This window comes from Cupriavidus pauculus (assembly GCF_002858765.1).
GTDB lineage: Bacteria > Pseudomonadota > Gammaproteobacteria > Burkholderiales > Burkholderiaceae > Cupriavidus > Cupriavidus pauculus_B.
Window position 1 is genome coordinate 204,968 of the sequence record NZ_PJRP01000009.1, and the last position, 25,823, is coordinate 230,790.

Here is a 25,823-nt window from a genome sequence, read left to right on the forward strand (position 1 = left end):
GGCGAGCCAGGATGGCGCGGGCGCGGCAAAAATTGGGGCGCACGATTTTGCGCCAATCCGCGATTTTACCGGATTTTCAAGGACTTCCGTCGCGCGAAATGCCTGTGTGCGCCGTGAATCCGGGTACTTTGGCATGGCGCTTTCCGCACCTTGCCAAAAAACGATCGCGCCGGAGGGCATCCGGCGCGATCGGTCAACCTTCAGACGGCCGGGCCGGCCGCGCAATCCCTTAGCGACTCTGGCTGGGACGCAGGGTCAGTACCTGGGTGGCATCGCCACGCCGCACGAACACCGCGGCCATCCGGTTCTTGTCCAGGGACTTGACCAGTTCGTTGAACTGACGCGCCCCCATCACATCCGTATCGCCCACGCGCAGGATGATGTCGCCCGGGCGGATACCGGCGCGTGCCGCCGGACCATCCGCCGTATCCACTTCCACACCGGACTTGACCTTGAGTTCCCGCAGGCGAGCCTCGGGAATGTCATTGACGACCAGGCCCAGCGCATTGGGCTTGGCTGCCGGCTGCTCCTCCCCGCCGCTATTGCCCTTCCGATCGCCCTTGCGCGCCGCAACCTTGGCATTGTCAGGCTCCAGCTCGGTCACGGTGATCTGCACCTCGCGCGTCTGGCCCTTGCGCCACACTTGCAACGGCACGCGCGTACCCGGCTTGGTGTCGCCCACCATGCGCGGCAGGTCGGAGGCCTTTTCGATATCGCGACCGTTGAACTTCAGGATGATGTCGCCGGCCTCGATGCCTGCCTTCTCGGCCGGGCCGCCTGGCTCGACGCTACCCACCAGTGCGCCGCGGGCGCGACCCAGACCCAGCGAATCGGCCGCCTCCTTGGACACGTCGCTGATCGCCACGGCAATGCGGCCGCGCGTAACCTTGCCGTTCGCCTTGAGCTGCTCCGACACGCGCATCGCTTCGTCGATCGGAATCGCGAACGAGATGCCCATGTAGCCACCGCTGCGGCTGTAGATCTGCGAGTTGATGCCAATGACTTCGCCGCGCAAATTGATCAGCGGGCCGCCCGAGTTACCGGGATTCACCGCCACATCGGTCTGGATGAACGGCAGATAGTCACCCGTATCGCGCCCCTTGGCCGATACGATGCCCGCCGTCACGCTGTTGTCCAGGCCGAATGGCGAGCCAATGGCCAGCACCCATTCGCCGGGGCGAATCTTGTCCGAATCGCCAAGCGCCAGGCGCGGCAGGCCCGTCGCCTCGATCTTGAGCAGCGCCACATCAGTGCGCTTGTCGGAGCCGATCAGCTTGGCCTTGAACTCGCGCTTGTCGGGCAGCGTGACATAGATGGTCTCCGCGTCTGCCACCACGTGCGCGTTGGTCATCACGTAGCCATCCTGGCTGATGATGAACCCCGACCCCACGCCACGGCTCTGTTCCTCGCCCTGGGGCGGCGTCTGCGGCTGGCCACGGCGCGGCGGTGTCGGCTGCCCAGGCATCGGCACGCCGAAGAACCGACGGAAAAACTCCGCCATCTCATCGTCTTCGGGCGAATTGCCGCCACGCGCACGAACCCGTTCGGTGGTGCGGATATTGACCACGGCCGGACTGGCCTTTTCAACCAGGTCCGTGAAATCGGGCAGGTTGTAATTCGAGGCCGCCGCCTGGGCGTAGCCCAGTTCGGAAACGGCCGGACCGAGCACGAGCATGGCCACCATGACCATGGCCCGCGCCAGGGCGGGGGATCTGGAAATCATCGACGAACTCCCGGGAGAATCAGCGAGAAACGGGTGCTTCGCGGCAGGCCAGGGCCGGGGCCGGGGCGCCTGCGAAGCGCACTGCCTGGTGGTCCGGCGCGGGATTCGCTGCCCCGTCGCCGCCACGCCAAGATTCGCTCAGTGTACCGCCTTGGGCGGGCGGTACTCCACGCCGGCGGCGAACTGCTTCACGGTTGCGGCAGGCACCTCGCCGACCACCGTGATCCAGTAGTCGGACACCCGTCGCACCACCACCTGGGTGGCGCCCAATGAAGCCACGCCTTCGCGGCGGGAGCGTTGTTCGGACACCGGCTCGATAAACACCGACAGGCCGGTCAGGCCGTCGCTGTAGACGACCTGCAGCACCTCGAAGACGCCGGCGGGCTTGGCACCCTGCGTCGGCGCGCGCAGTTCGCCTAGCGGGCGACGCACTTCGCGAATCTTCTGGAAACCCTTGATTGGGGCGTTGATTGTCCAGCCCTCGTCGGCGATATTGGCCGGCTGATAGCTAACTTCGTAGTGATTCCACGAATTCGCACCCTTGATCGCATTCAGGATGCGCTGCTTGTCGGACGGCACGCCGATGTCGACCTGCGAAAACGCCACCTGTTCGAGCACCTTGCCGCCCTCGCCAATCGTCTGTGCGCGCATCAGCAGGCCGGAATTCTTGTCCGCCCACAGACGCACCGCATAGCGTGCGGCATCATGCGGCTCCAGCGCGAATACCTCGCACTCGACGCCCGCCACACGCTCTGCCGGCAGCTTGCGCATGTCGTACAGATCCAGCACATCGCTCTTGTTCGTCGCGAGCAGCGCCGGGAAGCGATCCTTCGCTTCCTGCTTCTCGATCACGACAAGCTTCGCTTCTGGAATCAGGCTGTGGACCACGTCGTTCTGGCGCAGCACCTCGCGCGGCTTGCCGTCGAGCGTTTCCAGCCGTTCGTACTCGTTGTTGACGAGGTCGCTGTAGTGCTGGATACGCGAGGCATGCATGACGCTGCCGCGCTGGTAGATCAGCGTGCCGACGTAGTTCTCGCGTTGCGCGGCGCGGTGGATCTTGTTGAGCCACGCGGTGGCATCGCGTCGACTCAACGCGCTGTCAGACGGCTGCGCGGTGGCCGCGGCAGCGGTCAGACACAAGGCCAGAAAAAAGGACCTGCGCAGGCCCTTCTTTCCGTGTACGCCCGCGACATCGGCGGGCGACCGTCCTTTATGCATGTCCGGCATTATTCCTGCGAATTATCCTGGGAAAAATTGGCACCATTGGCCACTGTACGCATGGTCGGCACAAAGGCGTCCGTTGCTACAGACGTGCGGTGCGCACGCAGGTACTCGTCGAGTCGCGGATCGCGGATCATCTGCGCGTTATCCGCAGACACGGTCACGATCGCCCCCGCCGCGGGCGCGACCGAGGCACCCGCCTTCATCGCACCGCCCGCCTGCTGTTCCACACGCGCGACGATGGCATCCGGCGCACCGGCATCGTTCGGTCCACGCATCTGCGGCACGACCACCCAGCTGACAGCCGCAACAGCAGCGGCAATCGCGGTTCCGGGCATGACGCGGCGCACCCACGACGGGCGCACCAGCAGGCGCTGCCGGCCAGCGGCGGCCACGGCCGGCACCAGCACGTGCGGCTCGGATTCGAGTTGTGCGGAGAAACGGGTAAGAAAATCGGAGGTCGACCCCGCGTGCGTCAGTTCTTCCGAGCGCAGCGTGTCACCGATCAGTTGATACATCGACCATTCGGCCATCCCGGTATCGCCCTTGGCAATATCGAGTGCCGCGCCGATTTCGTGCGCCTGCAGTTCCCCATCCATCAGGATCGAGATCTGCTCCGCTGCTTCCATTACATGAACCGACTGCTTATGAGCCTGACCCATTTCCAACCCCAAGAAATTCCATTGAACACCGATAAATCCCGTCACTACCGCTTGTCGTTTATCGATGCAGGAATAGGCTGCAACGCTGGCTGCACGACATTCTCACTTACCACCGCTTGCCCTCTGCCGTTCCCAGCAGGGGCCGCAATTTATCTGCGATCGCTTCGCGCGCCCGGAAAATCCGCGAGCGCACCGTCCCGATCGGACACCCCATCGCCTCCGCGATCTCCTCATAGCTGAGGCCTTCGATCTCGCGCAACGTGATGGCGGTGCGTAATTCTTCCGGCAGAGCTTCCATGGCGCGGTTCACCGTATCGGCAACCTGGCGCGTATGAAGCATGGACTCCGGCGTATTGATATCCCTTAGTTGCTCACCGTCCGCAAAAGTTTCAGCCTCTTCAGCATCGATATCACTGGACGCTTCCGGACGGCGCCCCTGGGTTGCCAGGTAGTTCTTGGCGGTGTTCACCGCGATCCGATACAGCCAGGTGTAGAAGGCGGACTCCCCCCGGAACTGGGGCAAGGCGCGATATGCCTTGATAAAGGCATCCTGCGCCACATCCTCCACTTCGGCGGGGTCACGGACAAGGCGCGAGATCAGGCGGATGATCTTGCGGTGGTACTTGACCACCAGCAATTCAAAGGCCTTCTTGTCGCCCTGCTGGACGCGTTCAACTAGAAGCTGATCGGCTTCGCGTTCGCTCACGAATGGTTCACCTGCTGCAGTGTATCTCTTGGTTTTGTCGTCACGACAAGCGTTGTATTTTACCTACGATCCGTGCGCCTTCGGGTGTCGCAAAGCGCATTCTGTGACCGTGGCTACGCAATTTGGTTCCTTCACCGGCATGCTCCGGTTGCACCCGCGTGCAACCTGGCGACACAGCGGCGGGACGATCAAGGGGAATGCAAGATGAAGCCAGGATCCCGTCACTGCTACCGACAGGATCCTGGCGATGCGCCGCGGGCGGGCGCATCACGCGACTCAGATACGGCGGAAAACCAGCGTGCCGTTGGTACCGCCAAAGCCGAAGTTGTTCTTCACGGCCACATCGATCTTCATTTCACGTGCCGTGTTGGCCACGTAGTCCAGGTCACATTCCGGGTCCTGGTTGAAGATATTGATGGTCGGCGGCGAAATCTGGTTGTGGATCGCCAGCACGGTGAAGACCGATTCCAGCCCGCCAGCACCACCCAGCAGGTGGCCGGTCATCGACTTGGTCGAGTTCACGGCAACCTTGTAGGCGGCGTCGCCCAGGGCCAGCTTGATGGCGTCCGACTCGTTCTTGTCGCCGAGCGGCGTCGACGTGCCATGCGCGTTGAGGTAGTTGACCTCGTCCGGGTTCACGGCGGCGTCCTTGAGCGCGGCAACCATGCAGCGGCGCGGGCCATCGGTGCTCGGCGCGGTCATGTGGTACGCGTCGCCACTCATGCCGAAGCCCACCAGCTCGGCATAGATACGCGCGCCGCGCGCCTTGGCCGACTCGTACTCTTCCAGCACCATCACGCCGGCGCCTTCGCCCAGCACGAAACCGTCACGATCCTTGTCCCACGGACGCGAAGCGGCAGCAGGATCATCGTTGCGGGTCGACAGCGCACGAGCCGCGGCAAAACCGCCGATACCCAGCGGCGACACCGTCGATTCCGCACCGCCGGCAACCATCACGTCGGCGTCGCCAGCCTGAATCAGGCGGGCGGCCAGGCCGATGCTGTGCAGGCCGGTCGTGCAGGCCGTCACAGCGGCCAGGTTCGGCCCCTTCAGGCCGTGGATGATCGACAGGTGACCGGAGATCATGTTGATGATCGAGCCCGGCACGAAGAACGGCGAGATGCGGCGCGGGCCACGGTTGGCCAGCGTCATCTGCGTGTCTTCGATCATAGGCAGACCGCCGATGCCGGAACCGACCAGCACGCCTACGCGCTCGGCGTTGGCATCGGTGATTTCCAGGCCGCTGTCCTTCAGCGCCTGGGTACCGGCGGCAATGCCGAAATGGATAAACGTATCCATGTTGCGGGCTTCCTTCGCCGGGATGTAGTCCTCGGCGTTGAAACCCTTCACTTCGCCCGCGAAATGCACGGACAGGGCGGAGTGATCAAATTTGGTAATGGTGGCGATGCCGGACTTGCCAGCAACCAGGTTGGCCCAGCCTTCGGCAACCGTGTTTCCGACCGGAGACACAAGACCAAGCCCAGTGACGACGACGCGACGACGGCTCACTATATTTTCCTACGAGTGCGTGAAGTGGAACCGGAATCCTTCAGGATCCCGCCGCGCCTGCCGACAAACCTTGGCATGGGGCGCATTGCAGGGGATCGATCCGGTTCAGCTTCTTCGTACAGACGAAAGCCACAGAAAACGGCATGACAGGACCGTGACGGCCCCGTCCATGCGCCTTCTGTGGCTCGGAATATGATGACGACGGCTTAGGCCTTGACGTGCGCGGTAGCGTAGTCGATGGCTTGTTGCACGGTCGTGATCTTTTCGGCTTCCTCATCCGGAATTTCCATGCCGAATTCATCTTCCAACGCCATCACGAGTTCAACCGTGTCCAGCGAGTCCGCACCGAGATCATTCACGAACGACGATTCGTTCTTGATGTCTGCCTCGGCCACGCCAAGCTGTTCAGCCACGATTTTCTTGACGCGTTGTTCGATATTGTCCATGTAACCCTCCAGGGAATGTTCGACAAAAAGTGGGCGCATTTTAGCAGGTTTGGACCACAAAACATCCGCCTGCCAACCTTTGCAAGATTCGCGCCCGATTGGTTTCAAAAACTACAGCTTCAACCGGCTTCTTTCAGCTTCTCCCTCGAAACTGAAGCCGGCTCGAATCCTCAGTTCATGTACATGCCGCCGTTCACGTGCAGCGTAGTGCCCGTGACGTAGGAAGCCTGCGGACCAGCCAGGAAAGCCACCGCGTTGGCGATGTCTTCCGGTTGCCCCAGCCGGGCCAGCGGAATGCGCGCCTTCAGGGCAGCATGCTGCTCTTCCGACAGCGCCTTGGTCATGTCCGTATCGATGAAGCCCGGCGCCACGCAGTTCACCGTGACATTGCGGCTGCCGATCTCGGCCGCCAGCGCGCGGGTCATGCCTTCCACACCGGCCTTGGCCGCCGCATAGTTCATCTGGCCCGGGTTGCCCGTCGAGCCCACCACCGACGTGATGTTGATGATGCGACCGCCACGGGCCTTCATCATCGGGCGCAGTACCGCGCGCGCTAGGCGGAACACCGCCGTCAGGTTCGTGTCGATGACGGCCGTCCAGTCGTCGTCCTTCATGCGCATGGCCAGCTGGTCCTGCGTGATGCCGGCATTGTTCACCAGCACCGCCAGGCCACCGTGCGTCTTCACGATCTCGTCGATCACGGCGTCGCAGCGCGCGGCATCGTTCACGTTCAGCACCACGCCGTTACCCTTCAGCCCCTCGGCCGACAGGTATTCGCTGATACCCGCCGCACCCGATTCGCTGGTGGCCGTCCCGATCACGGTAGCGCCCTGGCGTGCGAGTTCCAGCGCGATCGCCCGGCCGATGCCGCGCGAGGCGCCCGTTACCAGCGCGACCTGATTTTCCAGAGTCTTGCTCATGTTGCGTTTGTTCCTAGGTCTTATTTCAGCAGCGCCAGCGTTTCCTGCAGCGATGCCGGATCAAAGATTGCACCACCAACGAGGTTGCCGTCGATGCGCTTGGTCATGCCGGCCAGCACTTTGCCCGGGCCGCATTCGATCACGTGCGTGACGCCTTCGGCAGCCATCTTCTGCACGCACTCCACCCAGCGCACCGGCGCGGCCGCCTGGCGAACCAGCGCATCCTTGATCTGCGCCGGATCGTTGACCACAGCCACGTCGACGTTGTTCACCAGCGGAATCGCCGGGGCCGAGAACGTCAGGCCAGCCATGCGCTCGCGCAGACGGTCCGAAGCAGGCTTGAGCAGCGACGAGTGGAACGGCGCCGATACCGGCAGCGGCAGCGCGCGCTTGGCGCCCTTGGCCTTGGCGATTTCGCAGGCCTTTTCCACGGCACCCTTGTTGCCGGCGATCACCACCTGCGACGGGGCATTGAAGTTCACCGCCTCGACCACGCCGACGCCGGCTGCCGCGGCTTCCGCACATGCGGCGCGCACGTCGTCATCGGACAGGCCCAGGATGGCGGCCATGCCGCCCTCGCCCACCGGCACGGCTTCCTGCATGGCCTGGGCGCGGAATCGCACCAGCGGCACGGCGTCCGCGAACGGGATCACGCCCGCCGCCACCAGCGCCGAATACTCGCCGAGGCTGTGTCCAGCCACCAGGGCCGGCACCGGACCACCGGCATCCAGCCATGCACGGTACACGGCAACCGCCGCCGTCAGCATCACCGGCTGCGTATTGGTCGTCAGGTTCAGGTCTTCCGCCGGGCCTTCGGCAATCAGCTTGCCGATGTCCTGACCCAGCGCCGTCGACGCTTCCTCGAGCGTGGCACGCACCACGGGGTTGTCGGCAAACGCGTTCAGCATGCCAACCGACTGCGAACCCTGGCCGGGAAAAACGAATGCGAATTTCATCGGAAATCCAGTCTGGCTATACAACGTTTAAACGTTTCGGAACGGCGCGGCACGCTCGGGCGCATCGCACCGGCCGCATATTACATGCGCAGCAGCACCGCACCCCAGGTGAAGCCGCCGCCAACGCCTTCCATCAGCACGGTCTGGCCGGGCTTGATGCGGCCATCTCGCACGGCGACGTCCAGTGCCAGCGGAATCGATGCGGCCGAGGTATTGCCGTGCTCATGCACCGTGGCCACCATGCGCTCGCTCGGCAGGCCCAGCTTTTTGGCCGTGCCCTGCATGATGCGGATATTGGCCTGGTGCGGAATCAGCCAGTCGATTTCATCGGCCTGCATTTCGGCCGCCGAGATTGCCTCGCGCGCTACCTTGTCCAGCACGGTCACGGCCAGCTTGAACACGGCCTGGCCGTCCATGTGCAGGAAGGCATTGCCGGTGATGGCACCGCCCGACACATTGCCCGGCACGCACAGGATGTCCACGTGGTTGCCATCCGAATGCATGGCCGACGACAGGATGCCCGGCTCGTCCGAGGCGCTCAGCACCACGGCGCCCGCGCCATCGCCAAACAGCACGCAGGTGGTACGGTCGTTGAAGTCGAGGATGCGCGAAAACACCTCGGAACCGATCACGAGCACGTTCTTGTGCGAGCCGCTGCGGATGAACTTGTCAGCCGTCGACATCGCGTAGACAAAACCCGAGCACACAGCCTGAAGGTCGAACGCCGCGCACTGGTTCGTGATGCCGAGCTTCTGCTGCACCAGGCAGGCGGTGCTCGGGAACACGAAATCCGGGGTCGACGTTGCAACGATGATCAGGTCGATGTCCTGGCGGTCGATGCCCGCGGCGGCAATCGCCTGCTCGGCGGCCTTGACGGCCAGGTCGCTCGACGTCACGTCGGGTTCGGCCCAGTGGCGCGCCGAAATACCGCTGCGCGAGACGATCCACTCGTCGCTGGTCTCGATACCCTTCTCGGCAAGCTGCACGGCGAGGTCGTGATTCGTGACGCGTCGCGGGGGCAGGTAGCTCCCCGTGCCGATGATTTTTGCGTACTTGGTCATGAGTATGTCGGATCGTGGTGCTCACCGGCCCGCCCGGGGCCAGGCCGTCGGGCGGAACGCCGGCCACCCGCCCGTTACGGGCGCGCGGCCTCAGGCGGCACGGGTATCGGAATTTGGGTCCGGCGAGTCTGTCTCCGGGCCGCCCGTCGCGGCGCCAGCGGCACCGGACTTGTTGGCAAAGGCCTTGGCAATGCGCTCGATGACGCCATTTCTGGCCGCATCATACCCGCGTTTGATCGCCCACTCAAAAGAATGGGCATCGGCGGAACCGTGGCTCTTGATCACCAGCCCACGCAGCCCCAGCAGCGATGCGCCGTTGTAACGGGCAGGATCGAGCCGCCGCGCCAGGCGCGACAGGACCGGCATCGCCACCGCGGCCAGCAGCTTGGTGAACCACGAGCGCGTGAATTCTTCCTTGATCATGCTGCCGATCATCTTGGCCAGGCCTTCGGTGCTCTTGAGCGCCACGTTGCCGACGAAGCCGTCACAGACGACGATGTCGGTCGTACCCTTGAAGATGTCGTTGCCTTCCACGTTGCCGTAGAAGTTGAGCTCGGAAGCGCGCAGCAGCTCGCCGGCGGCCTTGACCACCTCGTTGCCCTTGATCACTTCCTCGCCAATATTGAGCAGGCCCACCGTCGGGTGGTCCTTGTGATCCACGACCGCAACCATGGCTTCAGCCATGCGCGCGAACTGCAGCAGGTGCTCCGGCTCGCAGTCGGCGTTGGCACCGAGGTCGAGCACCGTGGTGCCCCAGCCCTGTTCGTTGGGAATCGTCGTGGCGATGGCAGGCCGCTCGATGCCTTCGAGCGTCTTCAGCACATAGCGTGAAACCGCCATCAATGCGCCGGTATTGCCAGCGGAAATACAGGCGCCAGCCTTGCCTTCCTTGACTTGCGTCACGGCCACGCGCATCGAAGAGTCTTTCTTCTTGCGCAGCGCCACTTCCACCGGGTCATCCATGGTGATGACTTCGGTCGCGGGCACGATGGTCACGCGCGGATGATCGCTTGCATGCAGCTTTTTCAGCTGCGCGCCGATGGCGTCGGGCAGGCCGACGAGGATCATCTCGGCGTCGTCGTGACGGGAAAGAAAACTGATCGCTGCCGGCACCGTCACGGAGACTCCGTGATCACCGCCCATGCAGTCGATAGCGAGCTTGATCGTCATTGTTTCCTGATACGGAAAGCGCGCCGGCACCCGCCGCATCGATTCGCGGGGACGCAACCAGCCGGACGCGCGGATACGCTGCCGTGCGGGCGCCGAGCGCCCAACAAAAAAGCGGCAACCAGCTTGCCGCTTTCCTGTTTTACACCTGACAACGTGCGCGAGCGAGACACAGGGTCACGCCAGACGACCTGGTCAGTCGTTCTTGGTCTTGATGACCTTGCGACCACGGTAGTAGCCGTTCGGGCTGACATGGTGGCGCAGGTGGGTTTCGCCCGTGGTCGGTTCGACGGCCAGGGGGGCGACCGACAGATGGTCGTGCGAACGGTGCATGCCGCGCTTGGACGGCGACTTCTTGTTCTGTTGAACAGCCATGATGACTCCTTCGAGAATTTTGCGATATTAACACACGCATCCTGCGCAAGGCGTAGCCGGGGCCCGGCCGGATGCTTGACCTCTACCGTGAAGACCTGCCAGGCCGCGCTCCGCGCGGCGTCAATGCTTGGTCTTCAGGCCGGCCAGCGCCGCAAAGGGCGATGGCCGCTTTTCTTCCGCGGGCGGAGCCTCGGGCTCCACCTCGCCGTCTGCGCCGGTCACGAGCGACTCGTGTACCGTCGGACAGACTTCATGCTTCGGTGCCGAAGGCAATGCCAACAGCACTTCATCTTCAATCAGTTCCAGCGCCGAAAACTTCTTCGAGCCCACGATCACGTCGAGCTCGTCGTCATCCATCGGCGCTTCTTCGGCCGCTTCCTCGCTGACCGCTACCTCAAAACGCATTTTCGTTGCGATCGGTTCGGGATAAACCCCCAGGCAGCGCTGGCAATTCAGCCAGACACGACCATTGACCGTCACGTCGACAAACAGGCGCTGCGATACCGCCGCACCGGGCTCCGCCGCCTCTTCGCGCACAAAGCCGATCAGGGTGTACGCGAAAGCCTCGTCCGCGGCGGACGCTGGCGCATCGGCGGCCGTCTCGGCTAAGATGCGCGGCAAATCGCGCACCGGCACCTCTCCCGCCACATTGCCACCTTTGCGGCAGAAGGCGAAGAGATCGGTTTCACGCAGATCGAAGGCCAGGGCGGACGCCGCTGGCTGGGTCGGCTGACTCATCAGACTGAATCGCAGTAAATGCCTTGTTTGCCACACGTTGCAGGCAACGCATGTGCCTGTGCGGCTAAACGCGCGATTATACGTGGAATTTTCCGGAACGGTCAAAGTATACAAGCCGAAAACCGTTCTTCACCGATTTCTGGCGCCCTTCCTATATGTCTTCCGACTCCCGTCCCGCGCTGATCCTCGGATCAAGCTCACCTTATCGCCGCGAACTGCTGGCGCGGCTGCAGATCCCGTTCGAGGTGGCAACGCCCGATATCGACGAAACGCCACTGTCCGGCGAGCGCCCCGACGCCACCGCATTGCGCCTGGCGCGACTGAAGGCCGAAGCCATCGCGGCGCGACACCCTGGTGCGCTGGTTATCGGCTCCGATCAGGTCTGCACGCTCGACGGCATGCAGATTGGCAAACCCGGCAACCATGAAAACGCGCTGGCGCAACTGCAACGCATGCGTGGCCGAACCGTCACCTTTCATTCGGCCCTGTGCCTGCTCGACAGCCGTACCGGCGTTGCGCAGTTGGCCGACGTGCAGACGCTGGTCACGTTCCGCAACCTGACCGATGCAGAGCTGGATGCCTATCTACGCATCGAAACACCCTACGACTGCGCCGGCAGCGCCAAGGCGGAAGGCCTTGGCATCGCCCTGCTGTCGCGCGTGGAATCGGACGACCCCACCGCGCTGATTGGCCTGCCGCTGGTAGCCCTGACCGGCATGCTGCGCCAGGTCGGCTACCCGTTCTTTGGAGCCTGAACCATGGCTGGCACGCTTTTCCTGATTCCCAACACGCTCGGCAAGCGCGACGAGTTCGACCCCGTCATGGATGTGATTCCCGCCGGTGTGCAGCAGATCGCGGCGCGGCTTGACTATCTGGTGGCCGAAAACGCCAAGACGGCGCGCGCCTTCCTGAAGAAGCTGGCGGAGACCGCGCCGCTGACGCACACCATCCAGCAGATCGAAATCCGCGAACTGAACGTCAATACAAAGGCCGCTGCGCTGGATGCCTTGCTCGACCCCATCGCGGACGGGCGCGATGGCGGCCTGCTGTCCGAAGCGGGCGTGCCGGCCGTAGCCGATCCGGGCGCCGATCTGGTGCGGCTGGCCCACACGCGCGGCATCACGGTGCGTCCGCTGGTCGGCCCCAGTTCGATCCTGCTGGCGGTGATGGGCTCGGGCCTGAACGGCCAGAGCTTTGCGTTCAATGGCTACCTGCCCGTGGATGCCAACGAACGCGCGAAGAAGCTGCGTGATCTGGAACAGCGATCGCGCAAGGCGCAGCAAACCCAGGTGTGGATCGAGACGCCCTATCGCAACGGCCCGTTGCTCGACGCGCTGCGCCAGCATTGTTCGGGCACCACGCTGCTGTCGATCGCCGTGGACCTGACGCTGCCGACAGAGACCATCGTCACGCTGCCGATCTCCGCGTGGCGCCCGGACCGCCTTGAACTGCACAAGCGCCCGGCGATCTTTTCGCTGCTCGCGCAGTAGTTGGTACCAGGCCGCTCGCACTTGTTAACTAGTTAGCTAGTTAACAAGCGGGCAGCCAGGACGCGTCAGGCACCAAACCGCCCCCTCCCCATAGGGAAAGGACGGAAAAACGCCAATTTCCATCCTCAGCGCACAGCAGGCGCCGACGCGTTCATCAACATCATCTTCATTGCCGCGGAGCCCATCGCCGCGCCAAACCGCTTGGCCACGCGCTCGGCGATGTTTTCCTTGACCGTGTAGTCGACGATGTCCTCGGCCTTGAACAGGTCGCGCGCCACGTAGTCGGCGCTACCCAGGCCATCGGCGAGGCCCAGTTCCACCGCGCGCTCGCCGGACCAGAACAGGCCCGAGAACAGATCCGGGTCGCTCTTGAGCCGGTCGCCCCGACCTTCCTTCACCACATCGATGAACTGCTGGTGGATCTGCTTGAGCATCGACTCCGCGAACGCCTTCTGGCGCGGCACCTCGGGCGAGAACGGATCGAGCATGCCCTTGTTGGCGCCCGACGTGTACAGGCGACGCTGGACCCCCAGCTTGTCCATCAGGCCGGTAAAGCCGAAACCGTCCATCAGCACCCCGATCGAGCCAACGATACTGGCCTTGTCGACATAGATCTTGTCGGCCGCGGCGGCCACGTAGTAGCCACCCGACGCGCAGATTTCCTCCACCACCACGTAGAACGGCTTGTCCGGATAGGTCTTGCGCAGACGATGGATCTCGTCGTTGATGATGCCGGCCTGCACCGGCGAGCCGCCGGGCGAGTTGATCTTCAGGATCACGCCCGCGGCCGAGGTATCGGCAAACGCCGCCTGCAGCGATGCATTGATCGAGTCGGCGCTGGCTGGCGTGCCCGCGGCGATCTCGCCTTCAAGCGTCACCATGGCCGTATGGCGGCCGCTGGTGCTGGTCAGGCTGTCGCCCTTGAAATCGATCACGGCGAACAGGATCAGCGCCAGGATGCCCAGCCCCACCAGCCGGAAGAATATCTTCCAGCGCCGTGCGGCGCGTTGCTCGCGCAGGCTGGCCATCAGCACCTTTTCCAGCACGTCGCGTTCCCAGCCGCCACCGGCGCCGCCCACTGGCGCGGCAGCGTTGCCGGCCATGCGCGCGCGGCGTTCGTCGGCCTCGCGGCGGGCGGCATCGTCGCCGGCCTTCAGGTCGCGCTCCAGCGGATAGTCCGCCTGCTGCGCCGTTTCCAGCGTCTCGCTGCTGCCGGGAGCGTGCTCGTCAGGACGCTGCTCTGGTTGACCCGGTTGTTCGGATGATGGCGGTTTTTGCTGTTCTGTCATGCAGATGGACTCAGGCGTCAAACGAAGACCCGGCTCCGCTCAGTTGGCGTCGGGCGCAAAAAAAGGGGCTTCGGGCTGCCAGAAGACAGCACCTTCACGTTCCTCGATGTGGAGCTTGGCAAGCGCGGCGCCCCGACAAGGGCCGCCCACGCACAGACCGGTGTCTGGCGCGTAGGTCGCGCCATGTGTCGCGCACATCAAGTATAGGCCTGCACTATCGAAAAACTGCCCTTCCTGCCAGTCGAGCTCCATGGGCACATGGGCGCACTGGTTCAGGTAGCCATAGGCCACGCCGTCGTAGCGGATCGCAAACGCGCCGATGTCGCGCGAAGCCATGCGGACGGTAAAACGCACCCCCGCCCCGCCATCGACCAGATCGACGGCTGCGCAGAGGCGGCGTGGTGCCAGGCTGTCGTCAGGCATGGTCAAGCAGCCATTGCTGCAGATCGGCGATCGACGTGGCGCAATGCACGGGCGACATCGCGCGGAGCGAATCGGCCGGATGTGCGCCATAGCACACGCCCAGGCCCTGCGCGCCGGCGTTGATGGCCATCTGCAGATCGTGCGTGGTGTCGCCAACCATGACCGTGCGGCCGATGTCCTGGCCCAGCTCGCGCGTGAGCTCATGCAGCATGGCCGGGTGCGGCTTCGAGAATGTCTCGTCCGCGCAACGCGTGGCATCGAACAGCTTGCCCAGACCGGTGCTGGCCAGCGCACGCTCAAGCCCCACGCGGGTCTTGCCGGTGGCCACGCCCAGGAAATAGTGCTCGGCGTGCAGCGCCTCGAGCATCTCGCGCACACCCGGGAACAACACCAGATCCGCGTCGCGGGTCAGGAAGTGATAGCGATAGCGCTCGGCCAGACGCGGGTAATCGGCCGGATCGAGCGTCGGTACGGCATAGGACAGCGCGTCCTTGAGGCCCAGCCCGATCACGTGGCTGGCGGCGCTGTCGTTGGGCACGGGCAAGCCCAGGTCGCGGCTGGCCAGTTGAATGCACTTGGCGATGGTAGGCGTGGAATCCATCAGGGTTCCATCCCAGTCGAAAACGATCAGGTCAAAGCGCTGCCTGGCCATTGCGGTCCTTGGTCGATACGGAAAGTGTTGCAGATATGGATTGCGGCGCGTGCGCCAGTCCTCACGAGGCGTCGCCGATCTGGGTCAATTGTTGCAAAAAATCGACACATTCGGGAGGCAGCGGCGCAGACACAGTGATTGGCTCGCCGGTATTCGGATGGATGAACGTCAGTTTGTGGGCGTGCAGGAACATCCGTTTGATGCCGGGCTTCGCGCCACTGCGGGAAAGCGCCTTATTGAGCGCAAAGTCGCCGTACTTCTCGTCGCCGATGATCGGGAAACCCGTCGACTGCAGATGTACGCGGATCTGGTGCGTACGCCCGGTCTTCAGTTCGGCTTCCAGCAGCGTGAACCCCTCGAACGCCTTCACGCGGTTGAAGACCGTGTGCGACGCCAGACCGCCCTCGGCTTGCACGCGCACGCGCCGCTCGCCATCCGGCGTGCTGTACTTATATAGAGGCAGCTTCACGTGCTGGCGCGCATTCGGAAATTCACCCACCACGCAGGCGAAGTAGCGCTTGTCCATGTCGCTTCCGCGAATCTGCTCATGTAGGTGCACCAGCGCCGACCGCTTCTTGGCCAGCACCAGGATGCCGGAGGTTTCGCGGTCCAGCCGATGCACCAGCTCCAGAAACTTGGCCTCGGGCCGCGCGCGGCGCAATTGTTCGATCACGCCAAACGCCACCCCTGACCCGCCATGCACGGCCACGCCGGCCGGCTTGTCGATCACCAGCAGGTGGGTGTCCTCGAACAAAACCGGAAATTCGCCGGCCGGCACGAAAGTGCCCTCCGATGCCTTTTCAGCCACGCGCATCGGCGGGATTCGCACGACATCGCCCAGCTTCAGCCGGTAAGTTGCATCGATCCGCCCTTTGTTGACGCGCACCTCACCCGAGCGCAGAACCCGGTAGATGTGGCTCTTGGGCACCCCCTTGGCGACCTTCAACAGGTAGTTGTCGATGCGCTGACCTTCGGCGCTCTCGTCAATCGTGACATACGCCACCTGGAGGCCGCTGGTGCGGGAGCGCGGCTCCGTTTCAATTTGATGGCGTAACTCATTCATTTTCAATATAATTTCCCGGCCGTACCCGGCCAAATGCCGGGAATGTGCGACCTGTGTAAGCGATGTTTGGCGCGAACTCCAACCGGAATGCCTGCCATTTGCGGCAAACCGGAACGGAACATGCAGGGCATCCAGGCAGTTGTCTTGGGTAGTCCCACCAGTATCCGCGCGAGATCTCGCATTTTACACTTCGGGTTGCCGCCAGCCCGGCCCGTCTCCCGCATGTTGCGTACCCCGCAGGCGCCAGACAGGCAAATGGTGGCAATCAGCAGCACGCACGCGCCGCGCCGGCGCGCAGGAAGTCGCCCAGAGGCGGCTTCGGCAATCAGCCGGCCGACACGTGGAAACAGAGTGTTCAGGTAGAAAAGAATTCAATGTGGATGCCAGTGAAGGGCATCCGCATCGGTGAGAGAAGACCGCCCGCACCGGGAACCGGTGCCGGCCCGGCAGGTGACACCCTGCCAACCGACCTGCAGTACCCGCCGCGACTTGCCGATGGTCGTCGTAGTTCGACGATCCGGCAGCGGCGCCCGAGCGCAGAACGCGAAGAACCAGCGGCGCGCCCGCCAGCGGACAGGTCGGTTTGGCAATGGCATGCAACTGCTGCGTCCGGATGACTTGCTCTTTGACGCGTCCTGGCCATCCCGGCCCGGCTGCGATGGGCAGCGTTGCCCGTGCCGATGGCACGGCCGACATGCCGCCCTCGCCCCCGGCCCGCCGGCATCCGCCAGATATCGCTGCACCAGGAGCAAGGCCCATTTGCCCTCTCCCGACCCAGCAGCGGATCGCCCGCAGACTTTTTGCGGATGACGGGACGCCGACACCCTCTCCTTTCACCCGCGCCCAGCCGGCCGCATAGCAACGCGTCGGCAACTCCGGCAATTCTCCCGCCCTCGCTCTCTTTCCTCGCGTGCTCCCTGGACCGTCGCGGGCATGACCCACTCATGACCCATTGGGCTCCCGCGACACTGGAGTGAGGTATTGCGATGAAACGCATGCTGTTTAACGCGACGCAACAGGAGGAGTTGCGCGTCGCGATCGTCGATGGCCAGAAACTGATCGACATCGACATCGAAACTGCCGGGCGCGAACAGCGCAAGGGCAACATCTACAAGGGTGTCATTACCCGTATCGAGCCGTCGCTGGAGGCCTGCTTCGTCAACTACGGCGAAGAGCGCCACGGCTTCCTGCCGTTCAAGGAAGTGGCCCGAGCCTTCTTCAAGGACGGCGTGGACGTGCGCAACGCGCGCATCCAGGACGCCCTGCATGAAGGCCAGGAACTGATCGTCCAGGTCGAAAAGGAAGAGCGCGGCAACAAGGGCGCCGCCCTGACCACGTTCATCTCGCTGGCCGGCCGCTACCTGGTTCTGATGCCGAACAACCCGCGCGGCGGCGGCGTGTCGCGCCGCATCGAGGGCGAGGACCGCCAGGAACTGCGCGAGACGATGGGGCAGCTGCAGGTGCCGGAAGGCATGAGCATCATCGCCCGCACCGCCGGCATCGGCCGTGCCGCCGAGGAACTGCAGTGGGACCTGAACTACCTGCTGCAACTGTGGAAGGCCATCGACGGCGCCGCCGGCGACAACAAGGCCCCGCTGCTGATCTATCTGGAATCGAGCCTGGTGATCCGCGCCATCCGCGATTACTTCCAGCCCGATATCGGCGAGATCCTGATCGATACCGACGAGATCTACGAGCAGGCCCGCGCCTTCATGAGCGTGGTCATGCCCGACAACATGAGTCGCGTGAAGAAGTACCGCGACGACGTGCCGCTCTTCTCGCGTTTCCAGATCGAGCACCAGATCGAATCGGCGTACTCGCGCATGGTGATGCTGCCGTCGGGCGGTGCCATCGTGATCGACCATACCGAAGCCCTCGTGTCGGTTGACGTGAACTCGGCCCGCGCCACCAAGGGTGCGGACATCGAGGAAACCGCGCTGCGCACGAACCTGGAAGCCGCCGACGAAATCGCCCGCCAGCTGCGCCTGCGCGACCTGGGCGGCCTGATCGTGATCGACTTCATCGACATGGAGTCCGGCAAGGCCCAGAAGGACGTGGAAACGCGCCTCAAGGACGCGCTGCGCCACGACCGTGCCCGCGTGCAGATGGGCAAGATCAGCCGTTTCGGCCTGATGGAGCTGTCGCGCCAGCGCCTGCGTCCGTCGCTGTCGGAAGGCTCGCACATCACCTGCCCGCGCTGCAATGGAACAGGTCATATCCGCGATACCGAATCGTCCGCCCTGCAGGTGCTGCGCATCATTCAGGAAGAGGCGATGAAGGAAAACACGGCCGCCATCCACTGCCAAGTACCGGTGGAAGTGGCCGCTTTCCTGTTGAACGAAAAGCGTCAGGACATCAACTTGATCGAACTGCGCTTCAAGGTCAATGTGCTGCTGATTCCGAACAAGCATCTGGAAACGCCGCACTACAAGCTGGAGCGTCTGCGTCACGACGACCCGCGCCTGGAAGAATCGACCGCCAGCTACCGCATGGCCGAGGCCGCCGCGAAGGAACTGGAAGCCGACACCAGCTACAGCAGCCGCAAGAAGGAAGACGCGCGCCCGCGCCAGGAAGCGGCCGTCAAGGGCATCACGCCCGACGCGCCCGCACCGGTATCGGTGCCGCGCGCCGAGCGCGCGCCCAAGCCGGACGCCACTTCGGCCGCACGTCCCACGCCGGCTACCCAGCCGGTGGCCAGCGGCGGTTTCGTTGCCTGGCTGAAGGGCCTGTTCGGCGCCAAGCCGGCACCGGCGCCCGTGGCCGAGCCGGCCAAGCCGGCCGCCGAAGCCCGCGGCGAAGGCCGCCAGGGTCGTGGCCAACGTGGTGAACGCGGCGAGCGCGGTGACCGTGGCGAGCGTGGCGAGCGTGGCGAAGGCCGCCAGGGTCGCGGCGAACAGCGCGGTGAGCGTGGCGAACGTGGCGAACGCGGTGACCGTCAGGGTCGTGGCCAGCGCGGCGAGCGCACGGAACGCGCCGAGACACAACGTGGCGAGGCACGCGAACAACGCGAACCGCGTGAACAACGCGAGCCGCGCGGCGAACGCCAGCCCCGTGGCGACCGTCAGCCGCGCGAAGCCCAGCAAGCCACGCCGGCGATTGCCCAGGGCGAGCGTACCGAAGCGCGTCGTGAACGCAACCAGGAACGCCGCGAGCGTCAACGCGAACGCCAGCGCGAGCGCGCCGATTCGCGCGAGACCGAGGACACCCTGAACGTCGAAGGCACGGCACCGCAATCGGCATTCGAGGCAGCCCAGGCTGCACCGGCGGTTTTGGCCGCCGTGGATGTGCCGGAAGATGCCCTGGGCGCCGAAGCCGCGACGGAAGCCGGTGACGGCGAAGAACGCCGCCGCCGCAATCGTCGTGGCCGCAACCGCTACCGCCGCGAGCGCGAGGACGGCACCAGCCTCGAAGTCAATGAAGGCAACCTGGCCGAAGTCAGCGCCGGCGTGACCGAATCCGAAGAGGAATCGGCATCGGTGACGACCCAGTCGACCCAGCCTGTCGCCGAACCGGCCGCCCCGGCGCCGGTGGTGCAAGCCGCCGCGCCGGTGGAAGCCGCGCCAGTGGTCCGCGAACCGGCCGCTCCGATGGCGCCGGTGGCACCGGTGCAGTACGCCGAGCCCGTCAAGCCGGCCCCGGCCGCTGAACCGGTGTTCGCCGCCGTAGCCGAGCCGCAACCGGCACCCGTCGTGACGCCCGCCCCGGCTTATCAGGCTATCGAAACCGCGGCTGTTGAAGCCCCGGCCCCGATCGCCACCGCCCCGGTGGTGCCCGAGCCCGTCGCCGCGACCCCGGAAGTGACCCCGGCACCGGTTCCCGCCGCGGAAGCCCCGGCCCCGGTCGCCGTCGCGCCCGCCGTGACCGCCCCGGCTCCGGCAAGCACGAGCGCCCCGGCCCTGGAGTCGATGCTGGCTACCGCTGGTCTGGAATGGGTACGCACCGACAGCGCCAAGCTCGCCGCAGCGCAGGAAGCCGCCGCGCACATCGCGCCGACGGCACGCGTACCGCGCGAGCGCAAGCCGCTGCCGCCGCTGCCGGAAGGCCCGATGGTCCTCGTTGAAACGGGCGGCCAGCAACACGACGCGGCACAGCAGCAGCAATAAGGCGGCATCAGGCCGCTGCAGGCTGAAGCAACAGGAAGGGACGGCAACCGCCGTCCCTTTTTTCATTTGGGCGCCTGTGTCGTCAACGTGACTTGGCACAAACCCGCCAGCTGTACTGCCGTTCGCCGCCATAAACTGTGCTTCTGTCACGACAGTGTTGCGCGCGGCGGGAAGCCGCCCTCGGCTAGAATGGCAGGCAGAACGGCCACCCGGGCGCCCTCCGCACCGGTCAGCCGCGGCCCCACTCTGCCATGACCGATACTGTCATTCCGATTCTTGACCTGCGCGACCATCGATACCGATCGATGGTGCCGAGCATTCCGTCGCGCCTGCTGGCGCCGACCGGGCTCGTGGCCGACACCCGGGGCCGGCCCCTGCACGACCTGCGCATCTCCGTCACCGATCGCTGCAACTTCCGCTGCGTCTACTGCATGCCGAAGGAAGTGTTCGACAAGGACTACACGTTCCTGCCCCATTCCGAGCTGCTGAGTTTCGAGGAAATCGAGCGGGTGGCGCGCCTGTTCGTGGCCCAGGGTGTCGAGAAGATCCGGCTGACGGGGGGCGAGCCGCTGCTGCGCAAGAACATCGAGCGCCTGGTGGAAATGCTGGCGCGCATCGAAACGGCATCCGGCAAGCCGCTGGACCTGACGCTGACCACCAATGCATCGCTGCTGGCCCGCAAGGCGCAATCGCTGCGCGACGCCGGCCTGACGCGCGTGACGGTCAGCCTGGACGCCATCGACGATGTCACGTTCCGCAAGATGAACGACGTGGATTTTGCCGTGCGCGATGTGCTGCACGGCATCGAAGTCGCGCAGGCCATCGGCCTGGCGCCAATCAAGGTCAACATGGTGGTGAAGCGCGGCACCAACGACCAGGAAATCGTGCCGATGGCACGTCACTTCCGCAACAGCGGCATCATTGTCCGTTTCATCGAGTTCATGGATGTCGGCGCCAGCAACCACTGGCAGATGGACGAGGTGCTGTCGTCGGCAGATGTCGTGCGCCGTATCGACGAGGCGTTCCCGCTGGAAGCCGTGCAGGCCAACTACTCCGGCGAAACCGCCGAGCGCTGGCGCTACCGCGACGGCGGCGGCGAAATCGGCGTGATTTCCAGCGTGACGCACGCCTTCTGCGGCGATTGCAGCCGCGTCCGCCTGTCGACGGAAGGGCGGCTCTACCTGTGCCTGTTTGCCACGGAAGGGTACGACCTGCGCGCGCTGCTGCGCGGCGGGCACAGCGACCTGGAGGTCGGCAACGCCATCGCCCAGGTATGGCAGGCGCGCACCGACAACTATTCCGAGCAGCGCAGTGATCCTGCCGTACGCGCCGCGCGCGCCGAGAGCAAGATCGAAATGTCGTATATCGGCGGCTGATGATTGCGCGCGACGACATCACGGGCCTGATCCTGGCCGGCGGCCGCGGCAGCCGGATGGGCGGCACCGACAAAGGCCTGCAGCCGTTCCATGGCACGCCGATGGTGCAGCACACGCTGCAGCGCCTAGCCCCGCAGACCGGGCCGCTGCTGATCAACGCCAACCGCAACGCTGACCGGTACGCCAGCTTCGGTGTGCCGGTGATCGCCGACACCATCGCGGATTTCGCTGGACCGCTGGCGGGCATGCTGGCCGGACTGGCGCAGTGCCAGACACCGTGGCTGGTCACCGCCCCCTGCGATACCCCCTTCCTGCCGACCGATCTGGTGGCCCGCCTGGCCCAAGGTATCGAGGACGAACGCGCCGACATCGCCGTGCCGGTGACTGTGGACGCCGACGGCCGCCGACGCTTGCAGCCCGTGTTCTGCCTGATGCCGGTCACGGCCGCTGCCGGGCTGCGCGCTTACATGGACGCCGGCAACCGCAAGATCGAGAACTGGGTCACAGGCCAGCGGCTGGCGCAGGTCGTGTTCGACGACGCCCGGGCGTTTGCGAACATCAATACGCTGGATGAGCTTCGCGAGCACGAAACCGCCGGACGATCCGGCTAGACTCTCACTCAAATCCCTTCATCGCCGACGCGTGCGCGTGTCACGACCCAGACCATGCCTTCGCTGCAATCCGTCATCTCCTGCCAGTCCGACTACGACCCCACCGCCCTGCCGGTGGACCAGGCCAACGCCATCATTGCCGATGTGGTGGATCCGGTCCGTGGCATCGAGCAGCTTGCGATTCGCACCGCCCTGGACCGCGTGCTGGCCGTCGACGTGATCTCGCCGATCGACGTCCCCGCGCACGACAACTCGGCCATGGACGGCTACGCGTTCTCCAGCCTGGCGCTGGCCCAAGGTGACGCCAGTATCGCGCTGGAAGTCATCGGCACCGCCTATGCGGGCAACGCCTTTGCCGGCGAGGCACAGCCGGGCCAGGCCGTTCGCATCATGACTGGCGCCATCATGCCGGCGGGCTGCGACACCGTGATTCCACAGGAATTTGTCGAAATCCAGGCGGGCGGCAATCTGGTGCGTTTTGCGCCCGACGCGGTGCGGGCCGGCGACAACCGCCGGCTGCGCGGCGAAGACCTGACGCGCGGCCAGTCCGCATTGCGCGCGGGCCGGATCCTGACACCGGCCGACCTGGGGATGCTGGCATCGCTGGGCGTGGCCGAGGTGAAGGTACGCCGCCGCCTGCGGGTGGCGTTTTTCTCCACTGGCGATGAACTGCGCTCGATCGGCGAGCCGCTCGATCCGGGCTGCGTCTACGACTCGAATCGCTACACGCTGCACGGCATGCTGCGCAGGCTCAATGTGGAGCTGATCGACATGGGCGTGGTGCGCGACGAACCCGAAGCCATGGAGGCGGCATTCCGCAGCGCCTGCGAGAACGCCGATGCCATCATTACGTCAGGCGGCGTATCGGTCGGCGACGCCGACTATACGAAGCAGATCATGGAAAAACTGGGCGACGTCACGTTCTGGAAGATCGCGATGCGTCCGGGGCGTCCGATGGCGTTCGGCCGGATTTCGTCGAACGGCCATGATGCAATGCTGTTCGGCCTGCCCGGCAATCCCGTGGCCGTGATGGTCACCTTCTATCATTTCGTGCGCGGCGCGCTGCATCGGTTGATGGGTGCCAACGTGGCGCCGTTGCCGCGTATCCGCGTACGCACGACGACGCCGATTCGCAAGAAGCCCGGCCGCACCGAATTCCAGCGCGGGATTCTCGCGCCGGGCGCTGACGGCAATCTGGAGGTACGGTTGACGGGCCAGCAGGGATCGGGGGTGTTGCGTTCGATGAGCGAAGCCAATTGCTTTGTCGTGCTCGATCACGATCAGGGCTCGGTAGCCGCCGGCGACACCGTGCAAGTCATGCTGTTCGACGGCCTGGTCTGACGTCCGGCACCCCGACTGCGGCGCCGGTATCGGGTGATGTCCCGCTACGCGGAACACTGCCCGGGACAACATGAATCCTTCCGATTCATGCGTCACTTGCCTTGCCTGGCACTGGTCACCGCTGGCGGTGTCGTTTTTGTGCCGCATACATTGTCGGAAAGCACCGTTGCGGTCTGAAATGCCTCATCCGGCAGTGGGGCGGTCTAGGCGTCGCAGGCCCCAATCGCTACACTTGCACCACGAAAATCCGAATCCCCCAATATCTTGTCTGTCGTCATGCACCAGGAGATCGCGTACCTCCATCCCGTCAAGACTGCCCGCGCACTTGTGCTGGTCTATCTGTGCTTTTCGGTGCCGATCGTGGCCATGGGCCTGTTCGTCGCCTTCGTGCGCTACGGCGATCTGCCCGGCATCGCAGTCTTCACCGCCCTGATCCTCAACGCACTGATCGGCTTTGGCCTGCTCTGGCTGGGCTGCCGCGCCTACAACTGGGTGGCCGCGCGATTTGGCGGCATCGAGGTTCACATCCGTGAACTGAGCCCCGAAGACCGCCAGTAATTGCGACCAGGCCGGCATCCGCCCGGTCATTAGGCCATTAGGCCTACTAGACCAATCGGTCTTCTTGCTGCCCCGCGCTCTCGTCAGCCGGGGCGCTATCGGTAGCTGGATCGGTGGTTGTTTCCGCGCCCGTCATTCCTGACGTTCCCAGCAGCTGCTCCGCGATCTCGCCCGGCAGCGCCTCCACGGTGCGCAGCTTGCGCTCCATCTGTCTGGTACGGACTTCCGCCTGCTCGATATTGCGTGCCGCACGCACCAGCGTATCGCGCGTCTTCGCCAGAACTTCGCCAAATTTGCCGAATTCCGTCTTCACGGCACCCAGCACTTCCCACACTTCGCTCGACCGCTTTTCCAGCGCCAGCGTCCGGAATCCCATCTGCAGGCTGTTGAGCAGCGCCGTCAGCGTCGTGGGGCCGGCCACGGTCACCCGGAAATCGCGCTGCAGCATGTCAGTCAGCCCCGGCCGCCGCAAGACTTCCGCATAGAGGCCTTCGGTGGGCAGGAACAGGATGGCGAAGTCGGTGGTGGCCGGCGGCGCCAGGTATTTCTCGGCGATGGTCTGCGCCTCGCGGCGTACCGCCACTTCCAGCTCCCGGCTGGCCGTGTTCACGCCGTCCACGTCGCCGCGCTCCTGCGCGTCGATCAGCCGCTCGTACTGCTCCTTCGGAAACTTGGCGTCGATGGGCAACCAGACCGGGCTACCACCCACCTCGCGGCCAGGCAGGCGGATGGCAAACTCCACGCGCGCCCCGGAGTTGCGCACGGTCTCCACGTTCTTGCTGTACTGATCCGGTGTCAGAATCTGCTCGAGCAGCATGGCCAACTGCACTTCACCCCAGGTGCCTCGCGTCTTGACGTTGGTCAGCACCCGCTTGAGATCCCCTACCCCCTGCGCCAGCATCTGCATTTCGCCCAGCCCGCGATGCACCTGCTCCAGGCGCTCGGACACCAGCTTGAACGATTCGCCCAGCCGTTGCTCCAGCGTGGCGTGCAGCTTCTCGTCCACCGTGCGTCGCATTTCCTCCAGTTTGGTCGCGTTATTGGCCTCGATGTCGCGCAGCTTCTGCTCCAGCGTCGTGCGCACGTCGGCCAGCCGCCGTTCATTGGCTTCAGACATCTGCGCAAGCTGTTGCTGCTGCACCGTGGCGATGCTGGTCAGCTGTGTCGACAACTGCTGCTGGAACCGCAGCATGTGCTGCCCCGATTCGCTGCGATTGCCGCGCGCCGTTTCGGCCAGCTCGGTGCGCAGCTCGCGCTCCAGGCGCTCCAGCCCACGCGCGGTGTCCTCGCGCACGTCGTCGCGCAGGTCGCCCAGCATCGGCAACAGTTCGCCGGTGCCGGCGCGGGACTGGCGCATCAACAGCACGATCAACAGGATTACGGCCGCCACCGCGGCGGCCAGGGTCAGCAAGGGAATGAGCGACATGGAAATG

The 25,823-nt window shown here is 64.7% G+C and carries 24 protein-coding genes; 7 read left to right on the forward strand and 17 right to left on the reverse strand.

Features of this window, described 5'->3' with window-relative positions; all coding sequences use genetic code 11:
• Positions 1–229: 229 nt before the first annotated feature.
• The 12 genes from CYJ10_RS19585 to CYJ10_RS19640 form a co-directional block, all read right to left on the reverse strand.
• Positions 230–1,723, reverse strand: coding sequence for a DegQ family serine endoprotease (locus CYJ10_RS19585; RefSeq protein WP_101683124.1), 1,494 nt, complete (start codon positions 1,721–1,723; stop codon positions 230–232).
• Positions 1,724–1,861: 138 nt separating this feature from the next.
• Positions 1,862–2,941 carry a MucB/RseB C-terminal domain-containing protein gene (locus tag CYJ10_RS19590; RefSeq protein WP_101683201.1) on the reverse strand — a complete coding sequence of 360 codons (1,080 nt, stop codon included), beginning with the start codon at positions 2,939–2,941 and terminating at the stop codon, positions 1,862–1,864.
• An 8-nt stretch (positions 2,942–2,949) separates the two neighbouring features.
• Positions 2,950–3,606: a sigma-E factor negative regulatory protein gene (locus tag CYJ10_RS19595; protein ID WP_101683125.1), complete on the reverse strand. Its 657-nt coding sequence runs from the start codon at positions 3,604–3,606 to the stop codon at positions 2,950–2,952.
• A 106-nt stretch (positions 3,607–3,712) separates the two neighbouring features.
• Positions 3,713–4,312 (reverse strand): RNA polymerase sigma factor RpoE, encoded by a 600-nt coding sequence (gene rpoE / locus CYJ10_RS19600; RefSeq protein ID WP_101683126.1) that lies wholly within the window; start codon positions 4,310–4,312, stop codon positions 3,713–3,715.
• Positions 4,313–4,588: 276 nt separating this feature from the next.
• A complete protein-coding gene (fabF, locus tag CYJ10_RS19605; RefSeq protein WP_101683127.1) occupies positions 4,589–5,821 on the reverse strand; it encodes a beta-ketoacyl-ACP synthase II in 1,233 nt (410 codons plus the stop codon).
• Positions 5,822–6,027: 206 nt separating this feature from the next.
• On the reverse strand, positions 6,028–6,267 hold the full coding sequence (acpP, locus tag CYJ10_RS19610) for an acyl carrier protein (RefSeq protein WP_008644813.1): 240 nt from the start codon (positions 6,265–6,267) through the stop codon (positions 6,028–6,030).
• 170 nt (positions 6,268–6,437) lie between these two features.
• Positions 6,438–7,187, reverse strand: coding sequence for a 3-oxoacyl-ACP reductase FabG (fabG, locus tag CYJ10_RS19615; protein WP_101683128.1), 750 nt, complete (start codon positions 7,185–7,187; stop codon positions 6,438–6,440).
• A 20-nt stretch (positions 7,188–7,207) separates the two neighbouring features.
• Positions 7,208–8,143: an ACP S-malonyltransferase gene (gene fabD / locus CYJ10_RS19620; protein WP_101683129.1), complete on the reverse strand. Its 936-nt coding sequence runs from the start codon at positions 8,141–8,143 to the stop codon at positions 7,208–7,210.
• 80 nt (positions 8,144–8,223) lie between these two features.
• Positions 8,224–9,204: a beta-ketoacyl-ACP synthase III gene (locus tag CYJ10_RS19625; RefSeq protein WP_101683130.1), complete on the reverse strand. Its 981-nt coding sequence runs from the start codon at positions 9,202–9,204 to the stop codon at positions 8,224–8,226.
• 90 nt (positions 9,205–9,294) lie between these two features.
• A complete protein-coding gene (gene plsX / locus CYJ10_RS19630; protein WP_101683131.1) occupies positions 9,295–10,374 on the reverse strand; it encodes a phosphate acyltransferase PlsX in 1,080 nt (359 codons plus the stop codon).
• Positions 10,375–10,566: 192 nt separating this feature from the next.
• Positions 10,567–10,746, reverse strand: coding sequence for a 50S ribosomal protein L32 (gene rpmF / locus CYJ10_RS19635; RefSeq protein WP_008644820.1), 180 nt, complete (start codon positions 10,744–10,746; stop codon positions 10,567–10,569).
• 120 nt (positions 10,747–10,866) lie between these two features.
• Positions 10,867–11,484 (reverse strand): DUF177 domain-containing protein, encoded by a 618-nt coding sequence (locus CYJ10_RS19640; RefSeq protein WP_101683132.1) that lies wholly within the window; start codon positions 11,482–11,484, stop codon positions 10,867–10,869.
• Between the two features lie 155 nt (positions 11,485–11,639).
• On the opposite strand from CYJ10_RS19640, the gene CYJ10_RS19645 reads away from it, so the two are divergent.
• Together CYJ10_RS19645 and CYJ10_RS19650 are read left to right on the forward strand one after the other, a co-directional pair.
• Positions 11,640–12,239 carry a Maf-like protein gene (locus tag CYJ10_RS19645; RefSeq protein ID WP_101683133.1) on the forward strand — a complete coding sequence of 200 codons (600 nt, stop codon included), beginning with the start codon at positions 11,640–11,642 and terminating at the stop codon, positions 12,237–12,239.
• Between the two features lie 3 nt (positions 12,240–12,242).
• On the forward strand, positions 12,243–12,974 hold the full coding sequence (locus tag CYJ10_RS19650; RefSeq protein WP_101683134.1) for an SAM-dependent methyltransferase: 732 nt from the start codon (positions 12,243–12,245) through the stop codon (positions 12,972–12,974).
• 125 nt (positions 12,975–13,099) lie between these two features.
• Here CYJ10_RS19650 and CYJ10_RS19655 read toward each other — a convergent pair whose 3' ends face one another.
• The 4 genes from CYJ10_RS19655 to CYJ10_RS19670 all read right to left on the reverse strand — a co-directional run bounded on the left by CYJ10_RS19655 (position 13,100) and on the right by CYJ10_RS19670 (position 16,401).
• On the reverse strand, positions 13,100–14,263 hold the full coding sequence (locus CYJ10_RS19655; RefSeq protein WP_101683135.1) for a S49 family peptidase: 1,164 nt from the start codon (positions 14,261–14,263) through the stop codon (positions 13,100–13,102).
• 39 nt (positions 14,264–14,302) lie between these two features.
• Positions 14,303–14,686: a Rieske (2Fe-2S) protein gene (locus CYJ10_RS19660; RefSeq protein WP_101683136.1), complete on the reverse strand. Its 384-nt coding sequence runs from the start codon at positions 14,684–14,686 to the stop codon at positions 14,303–14,305.
• Entirely contained in the window at positions 14,679–15,338 is a 660-nt protein-coding gene (locus CYJ10_RS19665) for an HAD-IA family hydrolase (protein WP_101683137.1), read from the reverse strand. The genes CYJ10_RS19660 and CYJ10_RS19665 overlap by 8 nt, the downstream gene beginning before the upstream one ends.
• A gap of 61 nt (positions 15,339–15,399) precedes the next feature.
• Positions 15,400–16,401, reverse strand: a complete 1,002-nt coding sequence (locus CYJ10_RS19670; protein ID WP_101683138.1) for an RluA family pseudouridine synthase — start codon at positions 16,399–16,401, stop codon at positions 15,400–15,402.
• Positions 16,402–17,387: 986 nt separating this feature from the next.
• Here CYJ10_RS19670 and CYJ10_RS19675 point away from each other — a divergent pair.
• From CYJ10_RS19675 to CYJ10_RS19695, 5 genes are all read left to right on the forward strand, one after another.
• Positions 17,388–20,504, forward strand: a complete 3,117-nt coding sequence (locus CYJ10_RS19675; protein WP_101683139.1) for an Rne/Rng family ribonuclease — start codon at positions 17,388–17,390, stop codon at positions 20,502–20,504.
• Between the two features lie 251 nt (positions 20,505–20,755).
• On the forward strand, positions 20,756–21,880 hold the full coding sequence (gene moaA, locus CYJ10_RS19680) for a GTP 3',8-cyclase MoaA (RefSeq protein WP_101683140.1): 1,125 nt from the start codon (positions 20,756–20,758) through the stop codon (positions 21,878–21,880).
• Positions 21,880–22,491, forward strand: a complete 612-nt coding sequence (mobA, locus tag CYJ10_RS19685; protein WP_101683141.1) for a molybdenum cofactor guanylyltransferase MobA — start codon at positions 21,880–21,882, stop codon at positions 22,489–22,491. The genes moaA and mobA overlap by 1 nt, the downstream gene beginning before the upstream one ends.
• Before the next feature lie 54 nt (positions 22,492–22,545).
• Complete coding sequence (gene moeA / locus CYJ10_RS19690; RefSeq protein ID WP_101683142.1) at positions 22,546–23,832, forward strand: molybdopterin molybdotransferase MoeA; 1,287 nt, start codon at positions 22,546–22,548, stop codon at positions 23,830–23,832.
• A gap of 276 nt (positions 23,833–24,108) precedes the next feature.
• Positions 24,109–24,390 carry a hypothetical protein gene (locus tag CYJ10_RS19695; protein ID WP_092594280.1) on the forward strand — a complete coding sequence of 94 codons (282 nt, stop codon included), beginning with the start codon at positions 24,109–24,111 and terminating at the stop codon, positions 24,388–24,390.
• A 46-nt stretch (positions 24,391–24,436) separates the two neighbouring features.
• On the opposite strand, the gene CYJ10_RS19700 is transcribed toward CYJ10_RS19695, so the two are convergent.
• A complete protein-coding gene (locus CYJ10_RS19700) occupies positions 24,437–25,816 on the reverse strand; it encodes a DNA recombination protein RmuC (protein ID WP_101683143.1) in 1,380 nt (459 codons plus the stop codon).
• Positions 25,817–25,823 lie beyond the last annotated feature (7 nt).